The following is a 23,646-nucleotide window of genomic DNA, read 5'->3' on the forward strand; positions in this document are numbered from 1 at the left end:
CGGCCTGGTGATGTTTGCGCGCGCGGTCCTGCATTCCTATATAGTCGCCGCAACGACAGGAGACTTTCATGACGACCGTAAAGACGCCGAAGGTGGTGAAAACCGATGCGGAGTGGCGGGCACAGCTCTCGCCGGAGCAGTATCGCGTCACGCGACAGCACGGCACCGAGCGTCCGTTCACTGGTCCGTTCCTCAACAACAAACAGACGGGCACCTACGAATGCGTCTGTTGCGGCCGGGCGTTGTTCCGCTCCGACACCAAGTTCGATTCCGGTTGCGGCTGGCCGAGCTACTTCGCCGCGGTCGACGATCAGGCGATCCGCGAGATCGAGGACCGCTCCCATTTCATGGTGCGCACGGAAATCCGCTGCGCCGATTGCGATGCGCATCTCGGCCACGTCTTTCCCGACGGCCCGCCGCCGACGGGGCTCCGCTATTGCCTGAACGGCCATGCCATGACGTTTACCGAGGATTGACACCGGGGCGCGGAAGGAGTGGCATGGGTGCTGTTCCGCCGGGAACGGCACCATGGCGCAAACGGCGCTAGAAGCAATAGATCGAGCAAGCGAGAGGAGGTCCGCATGCTACGCATCCTGACTGCCCTCGCCTTGCTGCTCCCCTCCGCCCTGACGGCGGCGGCGGCCGAGGATTGGGTTCCCTACGCCAACGCACGCTTTGGCTACGTGCTCGACATTCCCCCCGGGTTCGAACTGCAGAGCCAGGGCGACAATGGCGATGGCGCGAGTTTTCACGCCAACGACAACGGCGCGACCCTTTCGGTCTTCGGCAGCACACTCATGGACGGTGACTTCGAGACCGACATCAACGACCGCATGGGCTACGAGCGGGAGGGTGACTGGCGGATTTCCTATTCGCGTGTGACGGCCGCCTGGGCGAGTTTTTCGGGCGCGCGCGGTAACGAAGTGTTCTACACCCGCGCGATCGCGCTCTGTGACGGCAGTGCCGCCTATTTCCGCCTGCAGTACCGCAAGACCCGGCTCACCAGCTTCGATGGCGTGATTTCGCGCATGGCGGAGGCGTTGAGACCTTCAGAAGGTTGCCAGCATCCACCGGTCGCCGCGGCCGCCGGCGAAGCGCCAAACTGATCCCCGCTCAGGACGCGGCGCTGAAACAGGTCAGCACGGCCGAATAGTGTACCGCCGCTCCGGTTACGACGAAGCCATGCCAGATGGCGTTCTGGAAGCGCAGCTTTTCCCACACATGGAAGATCACGCCGGCAGAATAGATGATACCGCCGATCAGGATCAGCACGAGCGTCGTTGCCGTCAGCGCCGACAGCAGCGGGCCAACCGCGAGCACGCCGCTCCAGCCCATGGCGAGATAGAGCAGGATCGCCAGCCGGTCGAAGCGGCCGGGGAAGAAGCACTTGATGGCAACGCCAAGGCCGGCGATCGCCCAGATGCCGATCAGCATCACGAACAGGAAGGGATCATCGAGGCCGCGCTGCAGGAAGGGCGTATAGGTCGCGGCGATCAGCACGAAGATCGAGGAGTGGTCGAAGCGGCGCAGGAACCACTTGGTGCGCGAAACCGGGTAAAGATTGTAAAGAAAGGAGATCGAGAGGGTCGCGAGCAGCCCCGCGCCATAGACGGCGGCGGCGGCAAGCTGGCCGGTCGTGCTCCACAGCGTTGCGTAGAAGATCAGCGCGGTCACGCCAACCAAGGCAGCCGCCAGGCCGATGCCGTGAACGATGCCGTCGGCAATCAGTTCCGAACGGTCATAGTTCCATTTGACGCCTGCGAATTCCACGTCTTCCCTCTCCCCGAGCCTTTTCTTCTCCGGCGGCGCGCATGCCCCATCGCACCGCAACGTTTCCACCATCCTGCCACAAGGCCGCGCCGCGGCAAAGAAGCAGGGACGTGGCAAAAGCATCAACTTTTGCAACGCATTACAACAATCGCATGACCGGTCTGAGAAGTTTGACGGGAGACTTGCCGAAGGCCACGGCGATGACCACATGAACGGCCGAAGGATGCGATCGGGAGGATCATCATGTCAGTCTTGCGTAGCCCTCAGCCGGATCAGGCGGCCGCGCTCAGCGACCTCTGCGTGCGATCAAAGGCCGTTTGGGGTTATGACGCCGCCTTCCTTGAGGCATGCCGGGCGGCTTTGACGCTCACAGCCGACGACTGGATGGATTCGGAGCTTCAGGTCGCCATGGAAGGCGAGCGCATCCTCGGCCTGGCGCAGGTCCGCGGGAGCGGACAGGTGGTTGAACTGGACAAGCTGTTCATCGAGCCGGAAGCACGGGCGGCAGGCATTGGCCGGCAGCTTTTCGACTGGTGCGTCGCAGCCGCCCGCAAGCGCGGCGCAACGGTCATGACGATCGATGCGGATCCCGGCGCTGCCGACTTTTACCGCCGCATGGGCGCGGTCGATGACGGGGTCGTCGCGTCGAGCGTGATCCCCGGGCGGTTCCTTCCCCGACTGAAAGTGGATTTGGCGAGCGGTCCGACCGCCTGACGTCAACGCCCGCCGCTGGCGACCTCGGCCGCGCACTCCTGACAGAGTGGCGCATGAGGCACAGCCTGCAGGCGCGCCGCCGAAATCGGCAGGCCGCAGCGCACGCAGGTTCCGAAGGTGCCGGCGGCGATCCGATCGAGCGCGGCATCGATCGCGCGGATCTCCTCCTGGCCCGCAAGGCCAAGGCCTTCGAGAACCTCGTCCCCTTCCCGCTCGGTCACCCGGTCCGGGACATCAGCGTTCATCGGCTCATCGAGATCGTGCTCGATCCTGACCAGACGCCCCTGCAGCTCCGCCTTGCGGCGTGTCAGGCGGTCGTGAAAGTCGTCAAGCCCATGTTTGTCCATCTGAAGACTCCTTGGCGGTGGCGGCGCGAAGGTCTCGCGCCGCATGCGCTCTTGTTGTTCGTGGCTTACCGGTCGACGAGAACGGCGCAGGGGCAATGGCTGACGACCCGGCTTGCCGTCGATCCGATGAAGTAGTCGATGAGACCCGGCCGATGGGACGCGATGATGACGAGATCGGCGTTTTCTTCGCTGGCAAGGGCGTTAATGGTGCCGGCGGCCCCGCCGGTGCGGATTTCGATGCGGCCCTTGATCCCATGCTTGGTTTTGAGCGCCTCGAGCGTCTTTAACGCCTGCTTTCGGGATTCCTCGACCATTTCCAGCGGGAAATCCACGATCATGTAGCCTTGCGCATAGGCGTTCAGATCCTCGACGACGTTCAGCAGGATAATCTCGCCCCCCTCATCGATCAGCTTTTCGGCAATGCCGAGCACGGACTCGCCGTGTTCGAGCTGATCCATGGCAATCGGGACGATGATCTTCTTGTACATGCTGTACTCCTTCTGTTGCCCACGCGGATCGCCAGGCTGTTGCCACAGGCCAATCCCTCGTCTCAAGATTGCGCCTCGACGGCATCTTCGGCTTTGATTGAAATCAAATCGAAAGCGCTGCGCGCGCATGGCCCCACTCGAAATGAGGTAGGGCGACGACAACCACTGTCAACGCGCGTCGAACACAACATCAAGTGACTGACAGGCTTCCGTGAACGAACGAGGCGGCCCATATTCCCAACAGTTTCGATGAAACTGAAACGGCGAACCGGCCGTAGCTTCGATGCCAAGGAGACAGACATGACCTCGCAGGAGACTTTCGACATGCCAACCGACCATGCGCTTGCCATGCCCGCGCATGTCGAGCATGCGCATCTGGTCGTCCAGGATCTGCCGGCCGTGTCCGCCTGGTATCAGAAGATCATGGGCCTGAGCCCGATCGAAGCGAGCAAGAGCGGCGAGACGCTGGGCGTCAATGGCCACCCGCTGCTGACGCTGACGACCGAAGGCAACGCCGCGCGGGCGCCACGCAACGCGCCTGGCCTCTTCCACAACGCCTTTCTTGTTCCGAGCCGCGAAGAACTCGGCCGCTGGCTCGCCCATATCGCGCACAACAATATCAGGCTGCAGGGCGCGTCCGACCACCTGGTCAGCGAGGCGATTTACCTCGCCGATCCGGAAGGCAACGGCATCGAAGTCTATCGCGACCGACCGCGGAGCGAATGGACGTTTAAGCCGGATGGGACCGTCGGCATGGATACGCTGCCGCTCGATCTGCAGGCGCTCTACGACGAAGCACCCAAGGACAATTGGGGCGGCATGGCGGACGGGACGGCCATCGGCCATATCCATCTGCAGGTGTCCGATATTCCTCAGGCCGATGCTTTCTTCCGCGACGTGCTGGGCCTGGGGCTGATGGCACGCTATCCCGGCGCGAGCTTCTTCGGCGCGGGCAAGTACCACCATCACGTCGCCGCCAATATCTGGAACTCGCGGGGTGCGCCGAAGCGCGAAGGCCACATGACCGGACTTTCGGATTATACGATCCAGTACAAGGAGCCGGGCGAGCTCACAGCGGCGCTCGCGAAGCTCGATACGCTGGAAATCGCTGTCAGCCGCAACGGCAATGGCCACAGCCTCGTCGACCCCTGGGGCATCGGCCTCAAGCTCGTCGCCTGATCCTCTCTCCCAGGCCACAGGCGCCTTTGCGCCAGTGGCAAACTTGCCGGCCGCAGCCGCCTCAGGCGCTGCGGTCGTATTTTTGCTGGGCTTGCAGCACAGCCTCGATGTTCTCCTCCGCCCAGCGCGTCAGCGCCGCGACCGTCGATGTCAGCGTGCGACCGAGCGGAGTGATCGCATATTCCACGGTCACCGGCACCGTCGCAAAGACGCTGCGGCTGACGAGCCCGTCCCGCTCCAGCTTCTTCAGGGTCTGCGACAGCACCTTCTGCGAGATGCCGTCGATCTCGCGCTTCAACTGGTTGAAGCGCACCGGCTGTTCATCGAGCTTTCCAAGCACCAGCACGGCCCATTTGTCGGCAAGCCTGTCCAGCACCAGGCGGGTCGGACAGGTCTGGATATAGACGTCGTACTCCATCGGGCACCCCATCGCGGTTTCCGGGCGGAAACCATGTCACCAAAAACTGCCTCCTTTACAGCATTTTCCCGGACCAATATCCAGTATCCATCCGCAACATGGTTTCATTTGGATACTCAGGAGAACGGTGATGGCAGGCAAGATTCTGGTTCTTGGATCGAACGGGACGATCGGCAGCAAGGTGGTACGGGCGCTGGTCGCGCGTGGCGAAACGGTCAGGGCTGCGTCCCGAAAGGCGACAGCCGTTGATGGCGCGGAAGCCGTCGCCTTCGACTACGAGGATGCCACGACCTTTGGCCCGGCGCTCGACGGCGTCGACCGCCTGTTCGTTCTGACACCGGCGGGATATCTCGACCCGGTCGGGCTGGTCGGACCGATCATGGCCGCCGCTGCCGCGCGCGGCATCAAGGTCGTGCTGATGACCGTCATCGGCGTCGATGCGGACGACAACATCCCCTATCGCCAACTTGAGCTGCAGCTCGAGAAAACCGGAACACCCTTCGTCATCCTCCGGCCAAACTGGTTCTCCGACAATTTCCAGAGCTACTGGATCGAGGGTATCCGCCACGGCGCGATCGCGGTTCCGGCGGCCGAAGGCAGGACGAGCTTCATCGATACACGCGACATTGCCGAAAGCATCGTGGCAGCGTTGACCAGCGAAGCCTTCAACGGCCGCGCCTTCAACCTCACCGGGCCGGAAGCGCTGAGCTACGGCGAGGCGGCAGCGACCTGTCACGCGTGACCGTTAAGCCCATCGCCTACACGCCTGTCGATGACGAGACCTTCGTCGGCGTGCTGGTCGGCGCCGGGGTGCCCGAGGACTACGCCCGCTTCCTCGCGTCGATCTTCCATCCCGTGCGCGAAGGCTGGGTGGAAAACCCTACCGGCGACGTAAAGATATTGACAGGCCACGAGCCGCGTAGCCTGGAAACCTACGCCAAGGACAATGCCGAGGCTCTCAGGGCCTGACCGAACCCGGACGATGGCCGCTCGTTCCCGCGCGGGCGGCCTGCGTCAACACGCCGCTGGATAGTTCCCAGACAACCGATCAATAAACTTGAGTGTTATACTCACATATTTTAACCGCATGCCCAATCGGCCTCGCCCAAGGTCGCATTCATGCGGAGTTAATAATATGAAAAATAAGAATTTTCTTGCGGCTGCCCTGGCGAGCAGCACCCTTCTTTCGAGCCCCGCGCTGGCGGTGGATTTTCGTCCGCAGGCGGAAATCGAAGGCGGCTTCTTCAGCGGCGGGTCAGCTGCCGGCGGCGGCTTTTTCCTCCCCTTCGTGCTCGATTCGGGCGATGCGATTTTCATCGATACACGCGGGGCCATTGCCAACGATTCCGTCCGCCAGGGCTCCGTCGGCGTGGGCTATCGTTTCCGCGCCAACGACCAATGGGTCATCGGCGGCTACGGCTACTACGACTATCTGAAGAGCGACCACGGCAACGCCTTCAGCCAGCTGTCCTTCGGCCTCGAGGCGCTCAGCGGTGACCTCGAAATGCGCAGCAACTTCTATCTGCCTTTGACCGGCGCCAAGACGCTGAGCGCCTTCAATGCCGCCTATGTGCGCGACCACGTGCTCGTCTTCCAGGAAGGCAAGGAACGGGCGCGGCGCGGCATCGACGCCGAAATCGGCGGGCGCCTGCCTGTCTTTGCGGAAGACTCCAACGTTCAGCTGAAGGTTTTCGGCGGCAGCTACTGGTATGGCGGCCGCAACCTCGGCGACATGTTCGGCGCCAAGCTGCGTGCGGAACTGACCTTTGCCGACCTGCCGGGCCTTTCCGAGGGATCGACCGTCTCGCTCGGCGTGACCGGCACCTATGACAACGAGGACAAGCTGAAGGGCGCCGTCATGGCACGGCTGCGCATCCCGTTCGGCGCGACCGGCTCGACCGCCGATGCCTTCGATCCGATGACCCAGCGTGTCGAGCGCGCCACCCGCATCCGCACCCATGCAGGCGCCACCGGCGATGTCGAGGCCGCGCAGCTTGCCGGCACCGGCCGTAACGCCGGCCGGGTGGTGACCGTTTCCTCGGCTTCCGGCAATGCCTCCGACATCAACGCCCTGATCGGGGCTGCCGGCGCCGACGCGCTGATCCTCGCGGACGGCAACCTCGGTCTCGACCGCACACTCGCACTCGGCAACGGCCAGACACTCCTTGGCGGCGGCGGCGCAATTGCCGTTAGCGGCGCGCGCAGCGGCGCGACCGCAACCTTCGTCAATCAGGGTGCGGCCACCACGATCACCGGCTACAACCCGGCCCAGGACGTGATTGCCATGGCGTCGGGCAGCACCATCTCGTCGCTTTCGGTCCGCGGCGGCCTAGCCGGCATTTCGGCCACGAATACCGCAGATGTCACCGTCGACAAGGTCGACATTGGCGCCACCAACCACGACGGCATTCGCTTCACGCGCGTTAATGGCGCGCTGGTTCAGGACAGCCGCATCCACGACCTCTACATTTGCGAGAACAACACGACCTGCGAATTCTCGATCTACAACCCCAACAAGGCGCCCTATGCCGCCGTCAGCTCCGTCGGCAGCCGAAACGTGACGGTGCGCGACACTGTCATCGACAAGGTCACCTATGGGGTCTTTGCCGGCGGCGAGTTCAGGAAGGTCGGACGGACAGACTACGAACTGGTCACCGGCACGCAGAACGTCACGCTCGACAAGGTGACGATCAGCAACTCCCGCCGCGAAGGCGTGCTGCTCGTCGCCGGCAAGGATGTCAGGCTCAACCGTGTAACGGTCGACAATGCCAAGCAGGACCGGGACATGGATCTCGTTGTGCTGCAGGGCACCTCCAACGTCGCGATCAACGACATGCGGCTCTTTGGCGGCATCAACGGTCTGATGCTGGTCTCGAGCCCGAACCTCGATGCGACGACCACCAACGTCAACGTCAAAGGACTGACCGTCGACGGTACCCGCAACGCCGGCATCTTCTTCAATCCCGTCTCCGGGATTTCGCTCGAGGACGTCAAGGTAACGAATGCCGGCACCTATGGCGCCTTCATCTACGGCAACGAGTTCGAGTTCCTTGGAGGACCGGTGCGCGACGTCGTGCTGAAGAACATGACCGTCGACAAAGCTGGCAAGGCGGGCCTCTACTTCTCGGGCCCGACCGAAGACATCACCGGCAATGTCAGCGTGAGCAACACGCCGAAGGATTGCTTGCTCGACAACGGCTGGTCGGCCGGGACGATCACCCAGTCGCCGGGTTCGGTGCTGACCGTCAACGGCGTGAAGCTCGATCAGGGCAACGCCGCGGCCCGTTGCCGCTGATAGCCGAAGCCACGCCCGGGCGACCGGGCGTGGCTCTTTTGTCCGGTTTGCTTCGCCGCGCGATCTATACCGGGCGTCGGCATTCGAAGGTGACCACGTGGTCACCATCTCGTGGAACTCTACCAAAGGCATAATCGCCGGAAACGACGATATCGGCGAAACCGGCTGCTTGCAGCGTCAGTGCCATTTCCTGAACGCCCCACCAGCGCATGGTGAAGAATTCGAGCTCGCTCGACGCCAGCCGTCGCTCCTGCCAGAGGTCGTAGCGCAGGTGGGAAACGGTCGTCTGGCCGATGATGTCGGTCTTCACACGCTGGCTGGTCAGGGTCAAAAGGTCGCCCGTCTCCGTTTGCCAGCTCCGGATATTCGGCTGCAGGTCGGCAACCATGTCGCCCGGGTAAAGATCGAAGATCAACCGACCATCCGGCGCCAGGTGATCGTAAAAGCGCTTCAGCACGGCTGATGCCGCTGCATGATCGGCGATCAGCTGCAACGAACCGGCGGGTACGACAATCGCATCGAAGCGCTTTGCATAGGTGAAGGTTTCGAAGGTCTGGCGAGACAGGGCCGGCGCCAAGTCGCGGCCGGCGCATTGGGCGAGGCAATAGTCGAGCATGTCCTGCGAGGCATCAAACCCGCAGACATCGAAACCGGCCTCCAGCAACGGGATCAGCGCTCGGCCGTTGCCGACGGCTGGTTCGAGGATCGGCCCACGATAGCCCTCGAGCCTCTGCCGATAATACTCGATGTCGCCGAAGGACTTTCCAATATATTTGTCTAAATTATAAACATGAGAGGCAAGTCTGCCATAGGTATTGTTCACGATACCTCTGCTCCCGATAAAACAAAGCAACGCTGTGCTTTATACGGGAGTATGCGACCAGGGCTGTTGTTTGCCAGCCACGCCGACGCTTTATCGTCACCGCCCAAACGTGTCAGAAGCGCGCCGGCCGGATGAACTTGCCGTAAACCCAGCCCTCCTGCCAGTTTCCACTGCGCTGCGGATCGTGCCAAATCTGGCACCAAGTGGCCCGCACGGCCTGGCGCTGGGCCGAAGCCGACCAGCGGGCGATGCGCTTGAGATCGACACCGTTCATGCAGCGGCCGGTCATCTGCAGTTTCGTGCCGTTGGGATAGCCGGCGCGGATCGCCGAGGAGGAGGATGGCCAGGCGCGCGCGTTGAGCACGTCGTTCCAGTCGACCCCGGACACTTCCCAGGCGGCGAACGTGCTTGCGGTAGCGGGAAGTGCGGTGGAGAGCGCCCCGGCCAGAATGGCCGCCTGCACCAGCTTGTTCAACATGCCCATCTCCATTGCCCCTTGATCAGACCGCCAGTCGTTGCGGCAGAAAACAGAATGCGACCCCTCGGCTGAATTGCAACTGAATGGATTCACGACGAGAGCGCCCCTTATCCCATGACGACGTGGGCATGCCGCCCGCCCCGGTTTTCCGGGACGGGGTCTTGTCAGCCCGGCAGGCGGCAGACGACGCCGACCAGCCGCGCGACCACGGGGCGGACCATGAGCACGCAGATGAAGGCGACGGGCATGGCGAGCGCGTAGGAACCGAGCACGCGGGCCGGGTAGCCGGCGTCGATGCCGGTGTTGACGCCGATGATGACGCAGCACATCAGGAACGCCATGATCGCCGACATGAAGAAGGCGAAGGCAACGGGGGCCGCACGCGGCGGCAGCTTGCGGCTGCGCGCGAGCCGCGGCGCCGATAGGGTGTCTTCCATCAGAAGTCTCCTGGTTTGATCGAGGGAACCACCCCCTCGTTTCTGGCCGCACTATACGGATCGCGTCGCAGCCAGGTAGGCCATTGCAGCCTTGTTCAGAAACAGGCAAAACCATCGAATAGATGTTTCCATTCGATGGTTTGGGTTATGGACACTTTGCGCGGCGTCGAGAGTTTCGTCAGGAGCGTCGAGGAAGGCAGCATCGCCGCGGCGGCACGAAAGCTCGGGATTACACCCGCTTCCGCGAGCCAGAACATTGCCCGCCTGGAGCGAACGCTCGGCAGCCGGCTGCTCAGCCGCACCACGCGCCAGTTGGGCCTGACCGAGAGCGGGCGGATTTACTACGAGAGGGTGCGCGGCGTCGTACACGAGCTGGAGCTTGCAGCCGCCGCCGTTTCGGCACTCAGCACCGAGCCGCGCGGGCCGCTCAAGATCGCCTCATCCGTCGCCTTCGGTCGTCATGTGGTGGCGCCGCTCGTCCCCTCCTTCGCCGCCCGGTATCCGGATGTCTCGATCGAGCTCGTCGTCACCGACCGCGAGATCGATCATATCGGCGAAGGCATCGACATCAGCGTGCGCTTCGGCCTGCAGCTCGAACAGGGGCTGATTGCCCGCAAGCTTGCCTCCGTGCCGATGATCATCTGTGCAGCCCCCTCCTATCTGGAGCGACGCGGCCGCCCGCAGCAACCCGAAGATCTCGTGCACCACGATTGCCTCGTCTACCGCTATGCGGGGCATGGCCGGATCTTTCGCTGGGCGTTTACCCGCGACGGCCTGCGCTTCGAGCCGGAACTGAAGGCGACGATCGTCAGCAACGATATCGACACGCTCGCCGAGATGGCGATCGCCGGCGCCGGCATCACCCGGCTCGGCGCCTTCATCGCAGCGCCGCTGATCGAACGCGGGCTGGTGGTGCCGCTGTTCGGCGAACTGCCGCAGGAGGGATTGGCCAGCACCGACCACGAGCCCTTCGATTTCTATGCCTGCTTTGCCGACCGCCAGGCGCAAACGCCGAAGGTGCGCGCGTTCATCGAGCATGCGGTGCAGAGCCTGAAGGGGCGCTGGTAGGTCTTACCCACCGGTGACGGGGACCGGAGCGGCAGCCGTTTCCTTGCGCACGACTTCGACGCCTCGCCGCTGCTTCAGCCGATAGCCGACCTCGACGATGGCATGGATGGCCGGGATGAACTCCGCGCCGAGCTCACTGAGGCTGTATTCCACGGAAGGCGGCGACGTCGGCATGATCCGCCGCTCGACAGCACCCTTCTCCTCAAGTTCCTTCAACCGAGTGCTCAGCACCTTTGCCGAAATACCGGGCACGTCGATCCTCAGTTCGCTGAAGCGGCGCGGTCCGGCGCTCAAGGACCAGAGGATGTTCGGCGTCCATGCGCCGCCGAGTAGCACCATGCACTCGCCGACCGGGCAGTTCGGCGGCAAGGCCGCGGCCCGATTTTTCCGAATTTTCAAGCTCATGGGCAAAACTTTCCAGTTACCGCCGGGAAACCGGAAAGGGAGGTAACATAAGGTTATCTGATATACAAAGGTTACCGCTTCCGCTTAGGTTCCGCCGTCCTCGACAAACGGACAATCATTTCAGAAGGAACCAGATGATGAAGCTCTATTACGCCCCCGGCGCCTGTTCGCTTTCCCCCCATATCAGCCTGCACGAGGCCGGTGCCGATTTCGAGATCGTCCGGGTCGATACCAAGACTCATCGCACCGAGACCGGTGCGGATTACAAGGCGGTCAACCCCAAGGGCTACGTACCGGCGCTGGTGCTGGAAAGCGGCGAGGTCGTTACCGAAGGTGCTGCTGTGGTGCAGTACATCGCCGATCGCTTTCCGGCGGCGAAACTTGCGCCTGAAAACGGCACGCTGGCGCGCACCCGCCTTCAGGAACAGTTGAACTTCATCTCATCGGAACTGCACAAGGCCTTCTCGCCGCTGTTCGACCCGACCGCATCCCCCGATGCAAAGGAGGCAGCCACGCTGCAGGTGGCGAAACGCTTGACCCATGTCGAAAGCCTGCTCGCGGACGGGCGCCCTTACCTGCTCGGGGAGGTCTTCTCCGTCGCCGACGCCTATCTCTTCACGGTCGTGAACTGGAGCAGCGGCACCGGGATCGCGCTCATGCAATGGCCGCATCTCGCAGCCTACATGCAACGGATCGGCGCACGTCCTGCCGTGCGCAGCGCAATGCAGGCGGAAGGCCTGGTCGCGGCATGAGCGCGTCACCGAAGGATCCGCAGTTCGCAGCCATCGTCGACGTCCTGCAACGCTACTTCGACGGGCTCTATCGCAGCGACACCGACATTCTCAGGCAAGTCTTCCACCCGAAGGCGCTCTATGCGACCGCAACGGACGGAACCCTGCTCGAACTCGACATGGACAGGTACTTTCCGATCGTCGAAAAACGTCCCTCGCCCGAAAGCCGAGACGAAGCGCGCATCGACCGTATTCTTTCCATCGAGTTCGCCGGCCCCGTAACCGCATTTGCCAAGGTGCAATGCGCCATCGGCGAGAAGGCCTTCACCGACTTTTTGTCCCTGGTCTTTCTTGACGGCCGCTGGCAGATCATCGCCAAGGTCTTCCATTACGACATCGCATCCGCGCAATAGGAGAAGCTTGTGCCCTACGTAAACATCAAGATCACCCGCGAGGGTGCAACGTCCGAGCAGAAAGCAACCCTGATCAAGGGCGTCACCGATCTCCTTCACACCGTGCTCAACAAGGATCCGGCCACCACCTTCGTTGTCATCGACGAAGTGGCGCTCGAAGACTGGGGCGTCGGTGGATTGCCGGTTGATGCGTACCGGCGAAAGGTCGGCGAAAAATCGTAGCAACACGCTGCCCCTACCCACCACGATGGAAGGGGCAGCCGCCCACCCGATGCCGCGGTGATCCGCGCGCAGGTCGATTGCGCTTGATCGCTTTCGACAGGGTCTCTATCTCATTGTCTCCCGCCGCATTGATCCCGGAGACGTATCTTGTCCGTATTCAGCAACCTCCCCAAAGCTCCCGTCGCCGCAAAGAAGCCGGTCAGCGACACGCGCCACGGCATTACCCGCACCGACGACTATGCCTGGCTGCGCGCGGACAATTGGCAGGCGATGTTCAAGGATCCCTCGATCCTCGATCCTGATATCCGCAAGCATCTGGAGGCCGAAAACGCCTACATGAACGCGGCGATGGATGACACCAAGGCACTTCAGAAGACGCTGTTTGCCGAGATGCGCGGCCGGATCAAGGAGGACGACAGCTCGATCCCGGTCAAGGACGGTCCCTTCGCCTACGGCCATGCCTATGTCACCGGCGGCGAGCAGCCGCGTTACTTCCGCATTCCCCGTGACGGCGACCACAAGGACGAGGCGATCCGGCAATTGCTGCTCGACGGCGACAAGGAAGCCGAAGGCAAGGCCTATTTCCGCCTTGGCGGGCTCGACCATTCGACCGACCATAGCCTCGGCATCTGGGGCTATGACGACAAGGGTTCGGAGTATTTCACGCTTCGGGTGCGCGACCTCGCAACTGGCGAAGACCTGGCAGACGTGATCGAGAACACCGGCGGCGGCGGCGCCTGGGCGCCCGATGGCAAGAGCTTCTTCTACACAGTGCTCGACGACAACCACCGCCCGTCGAAGATCTTCCATCATATCCTCGGCACCGCCCAGACCGACGACCGGCTGGTCTTCGAGGAGACGGATCCCGGCTTCTTCATGTCGGTCGGCGGCTCGCTGCTCGACGATTTCATCTACATCGACATCCACGATCACGAGACGAGCGAATACCGACTGCTCTCGACAAAGGATCTGACGGCTGAGCCGAAGCTCGTCGCCGAGCGCGTCACCGGGCTCGAATACGCGATGACCGAAGGCGGCGACGTCTTCTACATCCTCACCAATGCCGACGGCGCCAAGGACTTCAAGATCGTCGAAGCGCCGGTCACGGCACCGGGCAAGGAGAATTGGCGCGAGGTGGTGCCGCATAAGCCCGGCACACTGATCCTCAGCCACATGGCCTATGCCCGCCACCTCGTCTGGCTGCAGCGCCGCGAAGGCCTGCCGGAGATCGTCATCCGCGACCGCAAGACCGGCGAAGAGCACGCGATCGCCTTTGCCGAAGAGGCCTATTCGCTCGGCCTTTCCGGTGCTGCCGAATACGACACCGACGTCATCCGCTTCTCCTACTCGTCGATGACCACGCCGTCGCAGCTCTTCGACTACGACATGGCGACGCGCGCGCGCACGCTCTTGAAAACCCAGGAAGTGCCTTCGGGCCACAACCCGGACGACTATGTCACCCGCCGCGTCTTCGCGCCGTCCTGGGATGGCACCGAAGTGCCGGTGACGCTGCTTTACCGCAAGGACACGCCGCTCGACGGTTCGGCGCCCTGCCTGCTCTATGGCTATGGCGCCTACGGCATCACCATTCCGGCCGGCTTCAACACCAATTGCCTGTCGCTGGCCGATCGCGGCTTCGTCTATGCCATCGCCCATATCCGCGGCGGCAAGGATCGCGGCTTTGCCTGGTACGAAGACGGCAAGATGGCCAAGAAGACCAATACCTTCAAGGATTTCATAGCGGCCGCTGACTATCTGAATCAACAGAAGTTCACGTCCTACGCGAAGATCGTCGCAGAAGGCGGCTCCGCCGGCGGCATGCTCATGGGCGCGATCGCCAATATGGCGCCGGAGAAGTTCACCGGCGTTATCGCGGCCGTACCCTTCGTCGACGTGCTCAACACCATGCTCGACGACACCCTGCCGTTGACCCCGCCGGAATGGCCGGAATGGGGCAACCCGATCGAGAGCCGCGAGTTCTACGACATCATCGCCGGCTACTCGCCCTACGACAATGTCGAGGCGAAGTCCTATCCCGCGATCCTGGCACTCGGCGGTCTCACCGATCCGCGCGTCACCTATTGGGAGCCGGCGAAGTGGGTCGCGCGGCTGCGCGAGAAGACGACGGGCAGCGCGCCGATCCTGTTGAAGACGAACATGGACGCCGGCCATGGCGGCGCTTCGGGTCGCTTCCAGCGGCTCGAGGAGATCGCCTTCGAATACGCCTTTGCCATCAAGGTCGCCGGCAAGATGTAAACGGATCGGGATGAGGAAACCTGTTTGCGTTTTTCTCCTCCCATTGCCACCTGATGTGAAAGGTCCCGCCATGCCCGTCCACGTCGCCCTGCTGCGAGCCGTCAATGTCGGTGGTACGGGATCGCTTCCAATGGCCGACCTCAAGGCGATCTGCGAGGGGCTCGGCTTTGCCGACGTCAAGACCTACATCCAGAGCGGCAACGTGCTGTTCCGCTCCGATCTGCCGGCGGCAGACGCGGCGGCAATGCTGGACAGCGCACTTCAGGAAAAGCTCGGTAAGGCGCCAGGCGTGATGATCAGGACCGGCGCGCAATTGCAGGCGATCGCCGATCAGGCCCCCTTCCCGGACGCCAAGCCCAATCTGCTGCTTGTCGTTTTCCTGCGCGAGCCGGCACCATCAGACGCGCTCGACAAACTCGTGGCACCCGATGGCGAAGAAGCCCAGGTTGCCGGAGCTGAGATCTATATCCACTTCCCGAACGGCTCCGGCCGTTCGAAGTTCAAGCTGCCGGCCGCCAAGCCAGGCACCGCGCGCAACCTCAACACGGTGCGCAAGCTTGCTGCCTTGGCGCTTGAGATGGAAGGTTGACGCACCGCAAGGCGCCATTCCGGACGGAAAACCGCGCCACACTTTTCCTGGAATTGCTCAGGCTGCCGGCTGGAACAGCAGCCGGACGAAGGATCGGAGCACGAGCAGCTGCTGCGGCAGGCTTTCAGGCTGCTTCAGCGCCTTCGACAGGATGATGCCGCCTTCAAGCACGGTCGAAACCATATCGGCCAGCTGGTCGACGTCGAGCGGCTCGCGTGGCCGGTAGACTTGCATGATCGCCTCGAACATCGTGCCGAAACGCCGACGCCACATCAGCGCCGCCTGCCGGTTGATCTCCTGGATCTCGCGATCGAAAGCACGCTCCTGCGTGCACATCACCGCGACCAGGCAGCCGGGATGGCCGTTCGGCAGGTCAGCGAGAATTTCCGACAGCATCTTCAGTCCCAGAAGAAAAGCCTGCAGCGGGTCGTCTGACAATTGATGGGCGCGGCCGAAGATCTCGTCGTAGATGCGCTCGTCGTTCTCGATGTAGCGCTCGAGCAGAGCCCGCGCGAGTTCGTTCTTGTCGCGGAAATGGTAGAAGAATCCGCTCTTGGTGATGCCGGTCTCGGCGATCAGCTCGTCGATCGAAGTCGCGCCGAAACCCTTGGCAAGCACCGCCGCCTCGGCGACGTCGAGGATTCTGGCGCGCGTTTCCTCACCCTTTCGCATTAGCTGCTCCCTACCATTGGTACGGTTTCCAGCAATTACTCGGTGGCCAGCTCCTAGCGCAGCGGCGGCTGCAAGCCAGTAAGTCACTGATTTTTCGACACTAATTTAGTATATTAGCAATAGTATACCGCAAGTCGTCTAGTTTAGAAGATGATCATAAGGCAGAAATTTACTTGGTTCTGCGGTGTTGGAGGCATCCGCGGGCCCTTCAGCCAAGACTGAACCGGTGGAGACCGATATGGCCAAATACAGACGCAGCCTGCCGCTCTTGAAGGGTGGACTGTTCCTGAGTGACGGTGGCATCGAAACGACGCTGATCTTTCATGAGGGCATCTCCCTCCCGCATTTTGCCGCCTTCGTGCTCATTTCGACGGCGGACGGGCGCCGGCGCTTGCTCGACTACTACAAGCGATATCTCGCAATTGCACAGCAGCACGGCACCGGCTTCGTGCTCGACACACCCACCTGGCGCGCCAGCGCCGATTGGGGCGTGAAGCTCGGCTATGACGCCGCGGCCCTGGCCGAGGTCAACCAGAACGCCATCTACATGCTGGCGGAACTGCGCGCCGAGTACGAACGTCCGCAAGCGCCGATCGTGCTTAGCGGCGCCATCGGGCCGCGCGGCGACGGCTATCGCCTGGGCCGCATGAGCGCGGATGAGGCCGAGGATTATCACGGACCACAGATCTCCGCCTTTGCCGCCAGTGACGCCGATATCGTCGGCGCCTATACGCTGACCAGCATCGACGAGGCGACCGGCATTGCCCGGGCCGCCCAGAGCCATGGCATGCCCTGCTCGATTGCCTTCACGGTGGAAACCGACGGCCGGCTCCCAGACGGCCGAACCCTTCAGGCCGCGATCGAGACCGTTGATGCGGCGACCGGCGGCTATCCGCACTACTACATGATCAACTGTGCCCACCCCGATCATTTCGAGACCAGCCTCGATACAGGGAGCGCCTGGGCGCAGCGCATTGCCGGTATCCGAGCCAACGCTTCCAGGATGAGCCATGCCGAGCTCGACAACAGCGAAATCCTGGATGCCGGGGATCCCCTCGACCTCGGCCAGCGTTATCGAACACTGACGACGCATTTGCCACGATTGCGCATTCTTGGCGGTTGCTGCGGCACCGACCATCGCCACATCGCGGCAATCTGCGAGGCCTGCCTTCCACCGACGGCGCTTAGCGCCTGAGGCGCGGGGCCTCGCCCTCCCGGCCCTCTCGCAAGCAATTGCGGGAGGGCGCCTTCTCGTCGCCACCCTCGCGAAAGCCACAGTGTTTGTGTAGACTTGAACGGAAAGGACGGCAGCCGGACATCCCGGCAAAGGCCGTTGACCGCCCTGTCATGAATTACGCTCCCGCCTCGCCGACCGGAAATGCCGAAGCCTTTGCCTTCGACAACAGCTACGCGCGCCTGCCGCAGCAGTTCTTCGCGCGCGTCGCGCCCACTCCGGTGGCGGAGCCCTGGCTGATCAAGCTCAACAAGCAATTGGCCGAGGAGCTCGGTCTCGACGTGGCGACGCTCGAACGCGAGGGCGCCGAGATCTTTTCGGGCAACCGCCTTCCCGCCGGTGCCGATCCGCTTGCCATGGCTTATGCCGGCCACCAGTTCGGCACCTTCGTGCCGCAACTCGGTGATGGCCGGGCGATCCTCCTTGGCGAGGTGATCGACCGCAACGGGAAGCGGCGCGACATCCAGCTCAAAGGACCGGGCCAGACCCCCTTCTCACGGCGCGGCGACGGGCGCGCGGCACTCGGTCCAGTCTTGCGCGAGTACATCGTCAGCGAGGCGATGTACGCGCTCGGCATTCCGACGACACGGGCGCTTGCCGCCGTCGTCACCGGGCAACCGGTCTATCGCGAACAGATCCTGCCGGGCGCCATCGTCACGCGGGTCGCGGCAAGCCATATGCGCGTCGGCACGTTCCAATTTTTCGCGGCGCGCGGCGATATAGAGTCGGTGAAGGTGCTTGCCGACTACGCGATCGATCGCCACTACCCTGAGGTCAGGGACGCTGAACGGCCCTATCTTGCCTTCTACAAGGCGGTTACCGCGCGCCAGGCGGAGCTGATCGCGCGCTGGCTGCACGTCGGCTTCATTCATGGCGTGATGAACACCGACAACATGACGATCTCGGGCGAGACAATCGACTTCGGCCCTTGCGCCTTCCTCGATGCCTATGATCCCAAGAAGGTGTTTTCCTCGATCGATCAGATCGGTCGCTATGCCTATGCGAGCCAGCCGGCGATCGGGCAATGGAACCTGGCGCGCCTGGCAGAAACCCTGGTGCCGCTCTTCGGCGACAACCAGGATACGGCAGTGGAACTGGCCAATGATGCGCTCGGCGAGTACGGCGCGATCTTCCAGCGCCACTGGCTGGATGGCATGCGGCGCAAGATCGGATTGGCCATGAGCGAAAAGGGAGATCTCGACCTGTTGCAGGCGCTGCTGACGGCCATGCATCAGGGGGAAGCGGATTTCACCCTCACCTTCCGGCGGCTGTGCGACAGCGCCCGCGACCCGGCCGCCGATGCCGTGCTCGCCTCAACCTTTGCCTCTACCGGGGCAATCGGGCCGTGGCTGCAAGAGTGGCGTCAGCGTCTCAGCCGCGAGAAGGCGACGCCGGATGAACGCGCGACCGCGATGATGGCGGTCAACCCGGCCTTTATTCCGCGTAACCACCGGATCGAAGAGGCGATCGCGGCCGCGACCGAGGATGCGGACTTCTCGCTCTTTGAGGCCCTGGTCGAAGTTACCGCCAACCCCTATGCCGACCAGGCGCAGTTTGCCCGCTACCAGGCTCCGCCGAGCCCGGGAGAGGAAGTCCAGCGCACCTTCTGCGGCACATAGGCGTCTCAGGAATGCGGCATTCCAGTGCGCCGTATTTCCGCGGCCTTGCGCTTCTGCTGCCAGGCCGATTCATCAAATCGTTCTATGCCGCTGTTTTTACACGGTGACCGGCAACTGGCCGCCCTCAGCCAACGCGCCGCCAGCGGCGCTTGGTCGCTTGGCCGCAACTTTATTGCGGGCCTGCGAATATTTCCGCGTTGCGGAATGTGGCTATTGAAAGGCAAAGACGGCGCGTTAGGTCCTAACAGGACAGGCGCTCTGCGCCTTCCCTGACCGGGCGGCCGCGACAAGGCTTGCGACCGCCGCTTCGAAGCCACCTGTCTCACGCGGTCCCGGCGACGGACCGCCGCAATGGAAAGAACCGTGCCACGGCACCGTTCTTCGATGCGGGAGTTCCCATCATGCTCGTTCTGACGGCCATCGTCTTTGCAATCATCGGCCTCGCGCTTGGCGGCGGCGGCGCCAAGCTGCTGATGCTTGGCGGCAGCCCCTATTACCTCGCAATCGGCATCGGCTTCCTGCTGACGGCGGTGCTGCTGTTCATGCGGAAATCGGCGGCGATCTGGCTCTATGCGTTCATGATCCTGGGCTCGCTCGGCTGGGCGGTGTCTGAGGTCGGTTTCGACTGGTGGCAGCTTGGCCCGCGTGGCGGCGTTATCGTCCTTCTGGGGCTCTGGCTGCTGTTGCCGGCCGTGCGCCGGCCGCTCGGCTTCGAAAGCCCGACGGGCGAGCGTTATGCCGTGAGTGGCTGGCCGCTGGCATTTGCGGTGCTGGTATCGGTCGGTGTCGCGGGCTACGCAATCATGCAGGACCCGCACGACATACGCGGCGATCTGCCGAGCGATGTCGTCGCTGAAAATCCACCGCTCGGCGGCTCGGTACCGCCGGGCGAATGGCACCAGTACGGGCGCACCGCCTTCGGCCAGCGCTATTCGCCGCTCGATCAGATCACGCCTGAGAATGTCGGGGGGCTGAGGGTTGCCTGGCAATATCAGACCGGCGACATCAAGCGACCCGACGACGTGGGCGAGACGACCTATCAGGTGACGCCGCTCAAGATCAAAGACACGCTCTATGCCTGCACACCGCACAACTGGGCGATCGCGCTCGATGCGGCAACCGGCGAAGAGAAATGGAAATATGACAGCAACTCGGGCATGAACCCGGACCGCCAGCACCAGACCTGCCGCGGCGTTACCTATTGGGCCGACCCGGCTGCAGCCCCGGGCAGCCCCTGCACCGAACGGGTGTACCTTCCGACCTCCGACGCGCGGTTGATCGCGCTCGATGCGGCGACGGGGTCCGTCTGCACCAGCTTTGCCGACAATGGCGTCCTGCATCTCGAAACGGGCATGAAATACAACCCGGCCGGTTACTATTATTCGACGTCGCCGCCGGTTGCCGTCGCCGGCAAGCTGATCATCGGCGGTGCGGTCAACGACAACTATTCCACCCAGGAACAGTCCGGCGTCATCCGCGCGTTCGACATCAACACCGGTGCGCTGATCTGGAACTGGGACAGCGGCAACCCTGATGTGACGGCACCGCTCCCCGAAGGCCAGACCTACACCACCAACTCGCCGAACAGCTGGTCGGTCTTCAGCTATGACGAGGGTCTCGGCCTCGTCTACATCCCCATGGGCAACCAGGTGCCCGACCAGCTCGGCATGGGCCGCAGCGAACACGTCGAGAAATATTCCTCCTCGATCGTCGCGCTCGACATCAATTCGGGCGCGGTGCGCTGGGTTCGCCAGACCGTACATCACGACCTCTGGGACATGGACGTGCCGGCGCAGCCGGCGCTGCTTGACATCACCAAGGAGGACGGCACCGTCGTGCCAGCTTTGGTCGGACCGACGAAACAGGGCGACATCTACGTGCTCGACCGCAGGAGCGGCGAACCGATCATCCCGGTCGAGGAGGTGCAGGCGCCGGGTGGCGCGATCCCCGAGGACTTCACCGCCCCGACCCAGCCGGTCTCCGGCCTCACCTTCATGCCTGCACCGCTGCAGGAAAAAGACATGTGGGGCGTCACGCTGTTCGACCAGCTTGCCTGCCGCATCGCGTTCCGCTCGCTGAAATATGAGGGACGCTACACGCCGCCGTCGATCGAGGGCACGCTCGTCTATCCCGGCAACTTCGGCACCTTCAACTGGGGTTCCGTCGCGATCGATCCGGAGCGGCAGGTGATGTTCGGCATGCCGACCTATCTCGCCTTCACCTCGCGTCTCGTGCCCCGCGACCAGGTGCCGCCGAAGGGCCAGGACGAGAAGGGGTCGGAGCAAGGGCTCAATCGCAACGCTGGAGCGCCCTATGGCGTCTTCATGGGCCCCTTCCTTGGACCGCTCGGCATTCCCTGCCAGGCGCCGCCGTGGGGTTACGTCGCTGGAGCCGATCTCAGGACCGGCAAGATCGCCTACAAGCACAAGAACGGCACAGTCGAGGACATGACGCCGTTGCCGCTGCCGTTCAAGGTCGGCGTACCGGGCATCGGCGGGCCGATGATCACCAAGGGGGGCGTCGCCTTCCTGGGTGCCGCTGTCGACGATTATCTGCGCGCCTATGACCTCACGACCGGACGCCAGCTCTGGGAGGCGCGCCTTCCCGCCGGCGGCCAGTCGACGCCGATGAGCTATGCGGTCGGCGACAAGCAATACGTGCTGATCGTTGCCGGCGGCCACGGCTCGGTCGGCACCAGGCCCGGTGACTACATCATCGCCTACACTCTGCCTTGACGCGCGCGAAGCATCCCTAATTCTCGCTAGAAGGTTGCAAAAGTAAGCTCCGCGCAAGCCCGCGACAGCAGCTTCCCCCGGACGACAGATTCCGGGGGATTCCCATGAAGATCGACAACAGCATTTCGAACTACTACTTCTCCCAGCGCCGCCAGCAGGCGGGCACTATCGCGCCGATCGAGGAGAGCGGCGGTGATGCGCGCCCGCGCCAGGCCCCGACGATCGCGCCGCCTTCGACCTCGAACGCCCTTTCCAACGCGCTGTGGATGACGGCGGCGCGCGACGGCGAGAGCACGGCTTCGATTTCCGCCAAAGAAGGCCCTGCGGCCTCGGACGGTTCGGTCAGCGACGAGTTTCTGAAGGAAGCGAAGAAGAGCCTGGTTGAGAAAATCCGCGAACAGGTCCTCAAGGCGATGGGCCTGACCGAAGCGGATCTCAAGGAGATGCCCCCCGAGCAGCGGCAGGCCGCCGAGGAAGAGATCCGCAAGGCTGTCGAGCGCGCGATGGGTGTCGAGCAGCAGCGCGACGTGGCGACCGCCGATCTCGCCAACGGCGGCGACGACATCCCCTGAGAGGGCGGTTTGCGCCGATCGGCTTGTCTCGGTCGGACAATCGATGATATCCAGCGATCCTCCAAAGAGGACCAAGATCCATGCGCCTCATCCGTTAGCGACGTTCGCCGGCAGAAAACGACCGACGCCACAGCCGCCCTTCGGCGGTTTTTGGCATGGCTTTTTTTCGGCCGCCTGAACGTCCTGACACGGACATGACCGTTCACCGGCCATCGCTAGGATCATCCTCATGACCACCAAAGACGGATTTGTTTCCGAAGCCGGCAGCCTTGGCGCCGGCCCCTTCGACCTCGGCTATAGGATCGAAGGCAGTGGCACGCCGCTGCTCGTCATCGGCAGCGCCGCCTACTACCCCCGCACCTTCTCCCAAGCGCTTCGCGAGAAGTTGCGGCTGATCTTCATCGACCACCGCGGCTTCGCACCGGCGCGGACCAACTATGCCGTTGGCGACATCGGCTTCGAGACGGTGCTCGATGATATCGAGCGAATGCGGGCGCATCTGGGGCTCGAACGCTTCGCCATTCTCGGACACTCCGGCCATGGCTATATGGCCCTCGAATATGCCAAGCGGCACCCGGAGCGCGTCAGCCACGCGATCATGGTCGGCACCGGTCCGAGCCATTCGGCTCGTCATATGGCGCTCGCCGACCGGATCTGGGAAGAAACAGTGTCGCCGGCCCGAAAAGCGATCTTCGCACGGGAGATGGCCAAGCTTGGCGACGACATCACGGCGCGGCCTGAGGAACGTTTCAAAGCCCTGCTGATCCGGCTCGGCGCGAAGAGCTGGCATCAGCCGGACTTCGACGCAACGCCTCTTTGGCGAGATGTCACTGTCAACAACGCGGTATTCGACCATCTCTGGGGCGAGGTCTTTCGCGATATCGATATCCGCAAGGGTTTGAACAGGCTGGCAGCGCCGGTCCTGCTTGCGCTCGGCCGCTCGGACTATCTCGTCGCCCCGGCCTTCAGCTGGGACGAGTACCGGGCGGACTTCACGGACCTGACGGTGCGGCTCTTCGAACAGAGCGGGCATACGCCGCAGCTGGAAGAAAGCGATCTCTTCGACGAAGCCCTGCTCTCGTTCCTCGAAAACCACCGCGGCTAGGACAAGCCGCCCTCGCAGCGTCCAGCATTCAGAGGGGCCGAGACCGGCCCCTCCCCTTCCCAACCATTGACACTTG

25 protein-coding genes and 1 pseudogene are annotated in these 23,646 nt (G+C 63.2%); 17 read left to right on the plus strand and 9 right to left on the minus strand.

From position 1 onward, the window contains the following. Nucleotides 1-68 precede the first annotated feature (68 nt). A complete protein-coding gene (msrB, locus tag IB262_RS06655) occupies nt 69-476 on the plus strand; it encodes a peptide-methionine (R)-S-oxide reductase MsrB (protein WP_060516222.1) in 408 nt (135 codons plus the stop codon). Nucleotides 477-581: 105 nt separating this feature from the next. Next, nucleotides 582-1,106: a hypothetical protein gene (locus IB262_RS06660; RefSeq protein ID WP_192493485.1), complete on the plus strand. Its 525-nt coding sequence runs from the start codon at nt 582-584 to the stop codon at nt 1,104-1,106. A 7-nt stretch (nt 1,107-1,113) separates the two neighbouring features. On the opposite strand, the gene IB262_RS06665 is transcribed toward IB262_RS06660, so the two are convergent. Further along, nucleotides 1,114-1,770: a hemolysin III family protein gene (locus IB262_RS06665; protein WP_029742916.1), complete on the minus strand. Its 657-nt coding sequence runs from the start codon at nt 1,768-1,770 to the stop codon at nt 1,114-1,116. 243 nt (nt 1,771-2,013) lie between these two features. On the opposite strand from IB262_RS06665, the gene IB262_RS06670 reads away from it, so the two are divergent. Beyond that, on the plus strand, nt 2,014-2,484 hold the full coding sequence (locus IB262_RS06670) for a GNAT family N-acetyltransferase (protein ID WP_029742915.1): 471 nt from the start codon (nt 2,014-2,016) through the stop codon (nt 2,482-2,484). A gap of 2 nt (nt 2,485-2,486) precedes the next feature. Here IB262_RS06670 and IB262_RS06675 read toward each other — a convergent pair whose 3' ends face one another. Further along, a complete protein-coding gene (locus IB262_RS06675) occupies nt 2,487-2,831 on the minus strand; it encodes a TraR/DksA C4-type zinc finger protein (protein ID WP_060516223.1) in 345 nt (114 codons plus the stop codon). 65 nt (nt 2,832-2,896) lie between these two features. Continuing rightward, a complete protein-coding gene (locus tag IB262_RS06680; RefSeq protein ID WP_029742913.1) occupies nt 2,897-3,319 on the minus strand; it encodes a universal stress protein in 423 nt (140 codons plus the stop codon). A 300-nt stretch (nt 3,320-3,619) separates the two neighbouring features. Between IB262_RS06680 and IB262_RS06685 the strand changes: the two genes are divergently transcribed. Next, nucleotides 3,620-4,498: a VOC family protein gene (locus IB262_RS06685; RefSeq protein ID WP_034789472.1), complete on the plus strand. Its 879-nt coding sequence runs from the start codon at nt 3,620-3,622 to the stop codon at nt 4,496-4,498. Between the two features lie 61 nt (nt 4,499-4,559). On the opposite strand, the gene IB262_RS06690 is transcribed toward IB262_RS06685, so the two are convergent. Further along, entirely contained in the window at nt 4,560-4,916 is a 357-nt protein-coding gene (locus IB262_RS06690; RefSeq protein WP_034789314.1) for a helix-turn-helix domain-containing protein, read from the minus strand. A gap of 130 nt (nt 4,917-5,046) precedes the next feature. On the opposite strand from IB262_RS06690, the pseudogene IB262_RS06695 reads away from it, so the two are divergent. Then, nucleotides 5,047-5,885: pseudogene (locus tag IB262_RS06695) on the plus strand (SDR family oxidoreductase). Nucleotides 5,886-6,051: 166 nt separating this feature from the next. Beyond that, a complete protein-coding gene (locus IB262_RS06700; protein ID WP_192356856.1) occupies nt 6,052-8,211 on the plus strand; it encodes a right-handed parallel beta-helix repeat-containing protein in 2,160 nt (719 codons plus the stop codon). A 64-nt stretch (nt 8,212-8,275) separates the two neighbouring features. Here IB262_RS06700 and IB262_RS06705 read toward each other — a convergent pair whose 3' ends face one another. From IB262_RS06705 to IB262_RS06715, 3 genes are all read right to left on the minus strand, one after another. Then, on the minus strand, nt 8,276-9,034 hold the full coding sequence (locus IB262_RS06705) for a class I SAM-dependent methyltransferase (RefSeq protein ID WP_112975644.1): 759 nt from the start codon (nt 9,032-9,034) through the stop codon (nt 8,276-8,278). Nucleotides 9,035-9,146: 112 nt separating this feature from the next. Next, entirely contained in the window at nt 9,147-9,512 is a 366-nt protein-coding gene (locus IB262_RS06710) for an SH3 domain-containing protein (RefSeq protein ID WP_112975671.1), read from the minus strand. A 164-nt stretch (nt 9,513-9,676) separates the two neighbouring features. Beyond that, nucleotides 9,677-9,949 carry a DUF2798 domain-containing protein gene (locus IB262_RS06715; protein WP_112975645.1) on the minus strand — a complete coding sequence of 91 codons (273 nt, stop codon included), beginning with the start codon at nt 9,947-9,949 and terminating at the stop codon, nt 9,677-9,679. 147 nt (nt 9,950-10,096) lie between these two features. Between IB262_RS06715 and IB262_RS06720 the strand changes: the two genes are divergently transcribed. Continuing rightward, nucleotides 10,097-11,017 (plus strand): LysR family transcriptional regulator, encoded by a 921-nt coding sequence (locus IB262_RS06720; protein ID WP_034789469.1) that lies wholly within the window; start codon nt 10,097-10,099, stop codon nt 11,015-11,017. Nucleotides 11,018-11,020: 3 nt separating this feature from the next. Here the strand turns inward: IB262_RS06720 and IB262_RS06725 are convergent, their stop codons facing one another. Then, nucleotides 11,021-11,422, minus strand: coding sequence for a helix-turn-helix domain-containing protein (locus IB262_RS06725; protein ID WP_060584291.1), 402 nt, complete (start codon nt 11,420-11,422; stop codon nt 11,021-11,023). Nucleotides 11,423-11,556: 134 nt separating this feature from the next. On the opposite strand from IB262_RS06725, the gene gstA reads away from it, so the two are divergent. The 5 genes from gstA (at nt 11,557) to IB262_RS06750 (ending at nt 15,633) form a co-directional block, all read left to right on the plus strand. Beyond that, nucleotides 11,557-12,174, plus strand: coding sequence for a glutathione transferase GstA (gstA, locus tag IB262_RS06730; protein ID WP_348646546.1), 618 nt, complete (start codon nt 11,557-11,559; stop codon nt 12,172-12,174). Further along, nucleotides 12,171-12,566, plus strand: coding sequence for a nuclear transport factor 2 family protein (locus IB262_RS06735; RefSeq protein WP_112975646.1), 396 nt, complete (start codon nt 12,171-12,173; stop codon nt 12,564-12,566). Before gstA ends, IB262_RS06735 begins: the two co-directional genes overlap by 4 nt. Nucleotides 12,567-12,575: 9 nt before the next feature. After that, nucleotides 12,576-12,788, plus strand: coding sequence for a 4-oxalocrotonate tautomerase family protein (locus IB262_RS06740; RefSeq protein ID WP_112975647.1), 213 nt, complete (start codon nt 12,576-12,578; stop codon nt 12,786-12,788). 147 nt (nt 12,789-12,935) lie between these two features. Next, nucleotides 12,936-15,044, plus strand: coding sequence for a S9 family peptidase (locus IB262_RS06745; RefSeq protein WP_034789294.1), 2,109 nt, complete (start codon nt 12,936-12,938; stop codon nt 15,042-15,044). A 70-nt stretch (nt 15,045-15,114) separates the two neighbouring features. Then, nucleotides 15,115-15,633, plus strand: a complete 519-nt coding sequence (locus IB262_RS06750; protein ID WP_060516230.1) for a DUF1697 domain-containing protein — start codon at nt 15,115-15,117, stop codon at nt 15,631-15,633. A gap of 57 nt (nt 15,634-15,690) precedes the next feature. Here IB262_RS06750 and IB262_RS06755 read toward each other — a convergent pair whose 3' ends face one another. Then, the gene (locus tag IB262_RS06755) at nt 15,691-16,305 is read right to left on the minus strand and encodes a TetR/AcrR family transcriptional regulator (protein WP_034789290.1); all 615 of its coding nucleotides are present in this window, start codon (nt 16,303-16,305) and stop codon (nt 15,691-15,693) included. A gap of 238 nt (nt 16,306-16,543) precedes the next feature. Here IB262_RS06755 and IB262_RS06760 point away from each other — a divergent pair, with 238 nt between their 5' ends. The 5 genes from IB262_RS06760 to IB262_RS06780 all read left to right on the plus strand — a co-directional run bounded on the left by IB262_RS06760 (nt 16,544) and on the right by IB262_RS06780 (nt 23,570). Beyond that, nucleotides 16,544-17,500: a homocysteine S-methyltransferase family protein gene (locus tag IB262_RS06760; RefSeq protein ID WP_060584283.1), complete on the plus strand. Its 957-nt coding sequence runs from the start codon at nt 16,544-16,546 to the stop codon at nt 17,498-17,500. Between the two features lie 152 nt (nt 17,501-17,652). Next, entirely contained in the window at nt 17,653-19,158 is a 1,506-nt protein-coding gene (locus tag IB262_RS06765; protein WP_192493486.1) for a protein adenylyltransferase SelO, read from the plus strand. 398 nt (nt 19,159-19,556) lie between these two features. Continuing rightward, nucleotides 19,557-21,893 carry a glucose/quinate/shikimate family membrane-bound PQQ-dependent dehydrogenase gene (locus IB262_RS06770; RefSeq protein ID WP_192493496.1) on the plus strand — a complete coding sequence of 779 codons (2,337 nt, stop codon included), beginning with the start codon at nt 19,557-19,559 and terminating at the stop codon, nt 21,891-21,893. Between the two features lie 104 nt (nt 21,894-21,997). Continuing rightward, nucleotides 21,998-22,465 carry a hypothetical protein gene (locus IB262_RS06775; protein WP_089043858.1) on the plus strand — a complete coding sequence of 156 codons (468 nt, stop codon included), beginning with the start codon at nt 21,998-22,000 and terminating at the stop codon, nt 22,463-22,465. 229 nt (nt 22,466-22,694) lie between these two features. After that, a complete protein-coding gene (locus IB262_RS06780) occupies nt 22,695-23,570 on the plus strand; it encodes an alpha/beta hydrolase (protein WP_112975649.1) in 876 nt (291 codons plus the stop codon). Nucleotides 23,571-23,646: the final 76 nt, after the last annotated feature.

The sequence above is a fragment of the Ensifer sp. ENS02 genome, from assembly GCF_014851885.1.
GTDB lineage: Bacteria > Pseudomonadota > Alphaproteobacteria > Rhizobiales > Rhizobiaceae > Ensifer > Ensifer adhaerens.

What these genes read in the sequence shown, in the direction of transcription:
- IB262_RS06755 (WP_034789290.1), bottom strand. Translation starts at nt 16,305, where the DNA reads ATGCGAAAGGGTGAGGAAACGCGCGCCAGAATCCTCGACGTCGCCGAG.
- IB262_RS06680 (WP_029742913.1), bottom strand. Translation starts at nt 3,319, where the DNA reads ATGTACAAGAAGATCATCGTCCCGATTGCCATGGATCAGCTCGAACAC.
- IB262_RS06710 (WP_112975671.1), bottom strand. Translation starts at nt 9,512, where the DNA reads ATGTTGAACAAGCTGGTGCAGGCGGCCATTCTGGCCGGGGCGCTCTCC.
- IB262_RS06700 (WP_192356856.1), top strand. Translation starts at nt 6,052, where the DNA reads ATGAAAAATAAGAATTTTCTTGCGGCTGCCCTGGCGAGCAGCACCCTT.
- IB262_RS06715 (WP_112975645.1), bottom strand. Translation starts at nt 9,949, where the DNA reads ATGGAAGACACCCTATCGGCGCCGCGGCTCGCGCGCAGCCGCAAGCTG.
- gstA (WP_348646546.1), top strand. Translation starts at nt 11,557, where the DNA reads ATGATGAAGCTCTATTACGCCCCCGGCGCCTGTTCGCTTTCCCCCCAT.
- IB262_RS06690 (WP_034789314.1), bottom strand. Translation starts at nt 4,916, where the DNA reads ATGGAGTACGACGTCTATATCCAGACCTGTCCGACCCGCCTGGTGCTG.
- IB262_RS06720 (WP_034789469.1), top strand. Translation starts at nt 10,097, where the DNA reads ATGGACACTTTGCGCGGCGTCGAGAGTTTCGTCAGGAGCGTCGAGGAA.
- IB262_RS06660 (WP_192493485.1), top strand. Translation starts at nt 582, where the DNA reads ATGCTACGCATCCTGACTGCCCTCGCCTTGCTGCTCCCCTCCGCCCTG.
- IB262_RS06735 (WP_112975646.1), top strand. Translation starts at nt 12,171, where the DNA reads ATGAGCGCGTCACCGAAGGATCCGCAGTTCGCAGCCATCGTCGACGTC.
- IB262_RS06750 (WP_060516230.1), top strand. Translation starts at nt 15,115, where the DNA reads ATGCCCGTCCACGTCGCCCTGCTGCGAGCCGTCAATGTCGGTGGTACG.
- IB262_RS06765 (WP_192493486.1), top strand. Translation starts at nt 17,653, where the DNA reads ATGAATTACGCTCCCGCCTCGCCGACCGGAAATGCCGAAGCCTTTGCC.
- IB262_RS06685 (WP_034789472.1), top strand. Translation starts at nt 3,620, where the DNA reads ATGACCTCGCAGGAGACTTTCGACATGCCAACCGACCATGCGCTTGCC.
- IB262_RS06725 (WP_060584291.1), bottom strand. Translation starts at nt 11,422, where the DNA reads ATGAGCTTGAAAATTCGGAAAAATCGGGCCGCGGCCTTGCCGCCGAAC.
- msrB (WP_060516222.1), top strand. Translation starts at nt 69, where the DNA reads ATGACGACCGTAAAGACGCCGAAGGTGGTGAAAACCGATGCGGAGTGG.
- IB262_RS06675 (WP_060516223.1), bottom strand. Translation starts at nt 2,831, where the DNA reads ATGGACAAACATGGGCTTGACGACTTTCACGACCGCCTGACACGCCGC.
- IB262_RS06780 (WP_112975649.1), top strand. Translation starts at nt 22,695, where the DNA reads ATGACCACCAAAGACGGATTTGTTTCCGAAGCCGGCAGCCTTGGCGCC.
- IB262_RS06775 (WP_089043858.1), top strand. Translation starts at nt 21,998, where the DNA reads ATGAAGATCGACAACAGCATTTCGAACTACTACTTCTCCCAGCGCCGC.
- IB262_RS06670 (WP_029742915.1), top strand. Translation starts at nt 2,014, where the DNA reads ATGTCAGTCTTGCGTAGCCCTCAGCCGGATCAGGCGGCCGCGCTCAGC.
- IB262_RS06760 (WP_060584283.1), top strand. Translation starts at nt 16,544, where the DNA reads ATGGCCAAATACAGACGCAGCCTGCCGCTCTTGAAGGGTGGACTGTTC.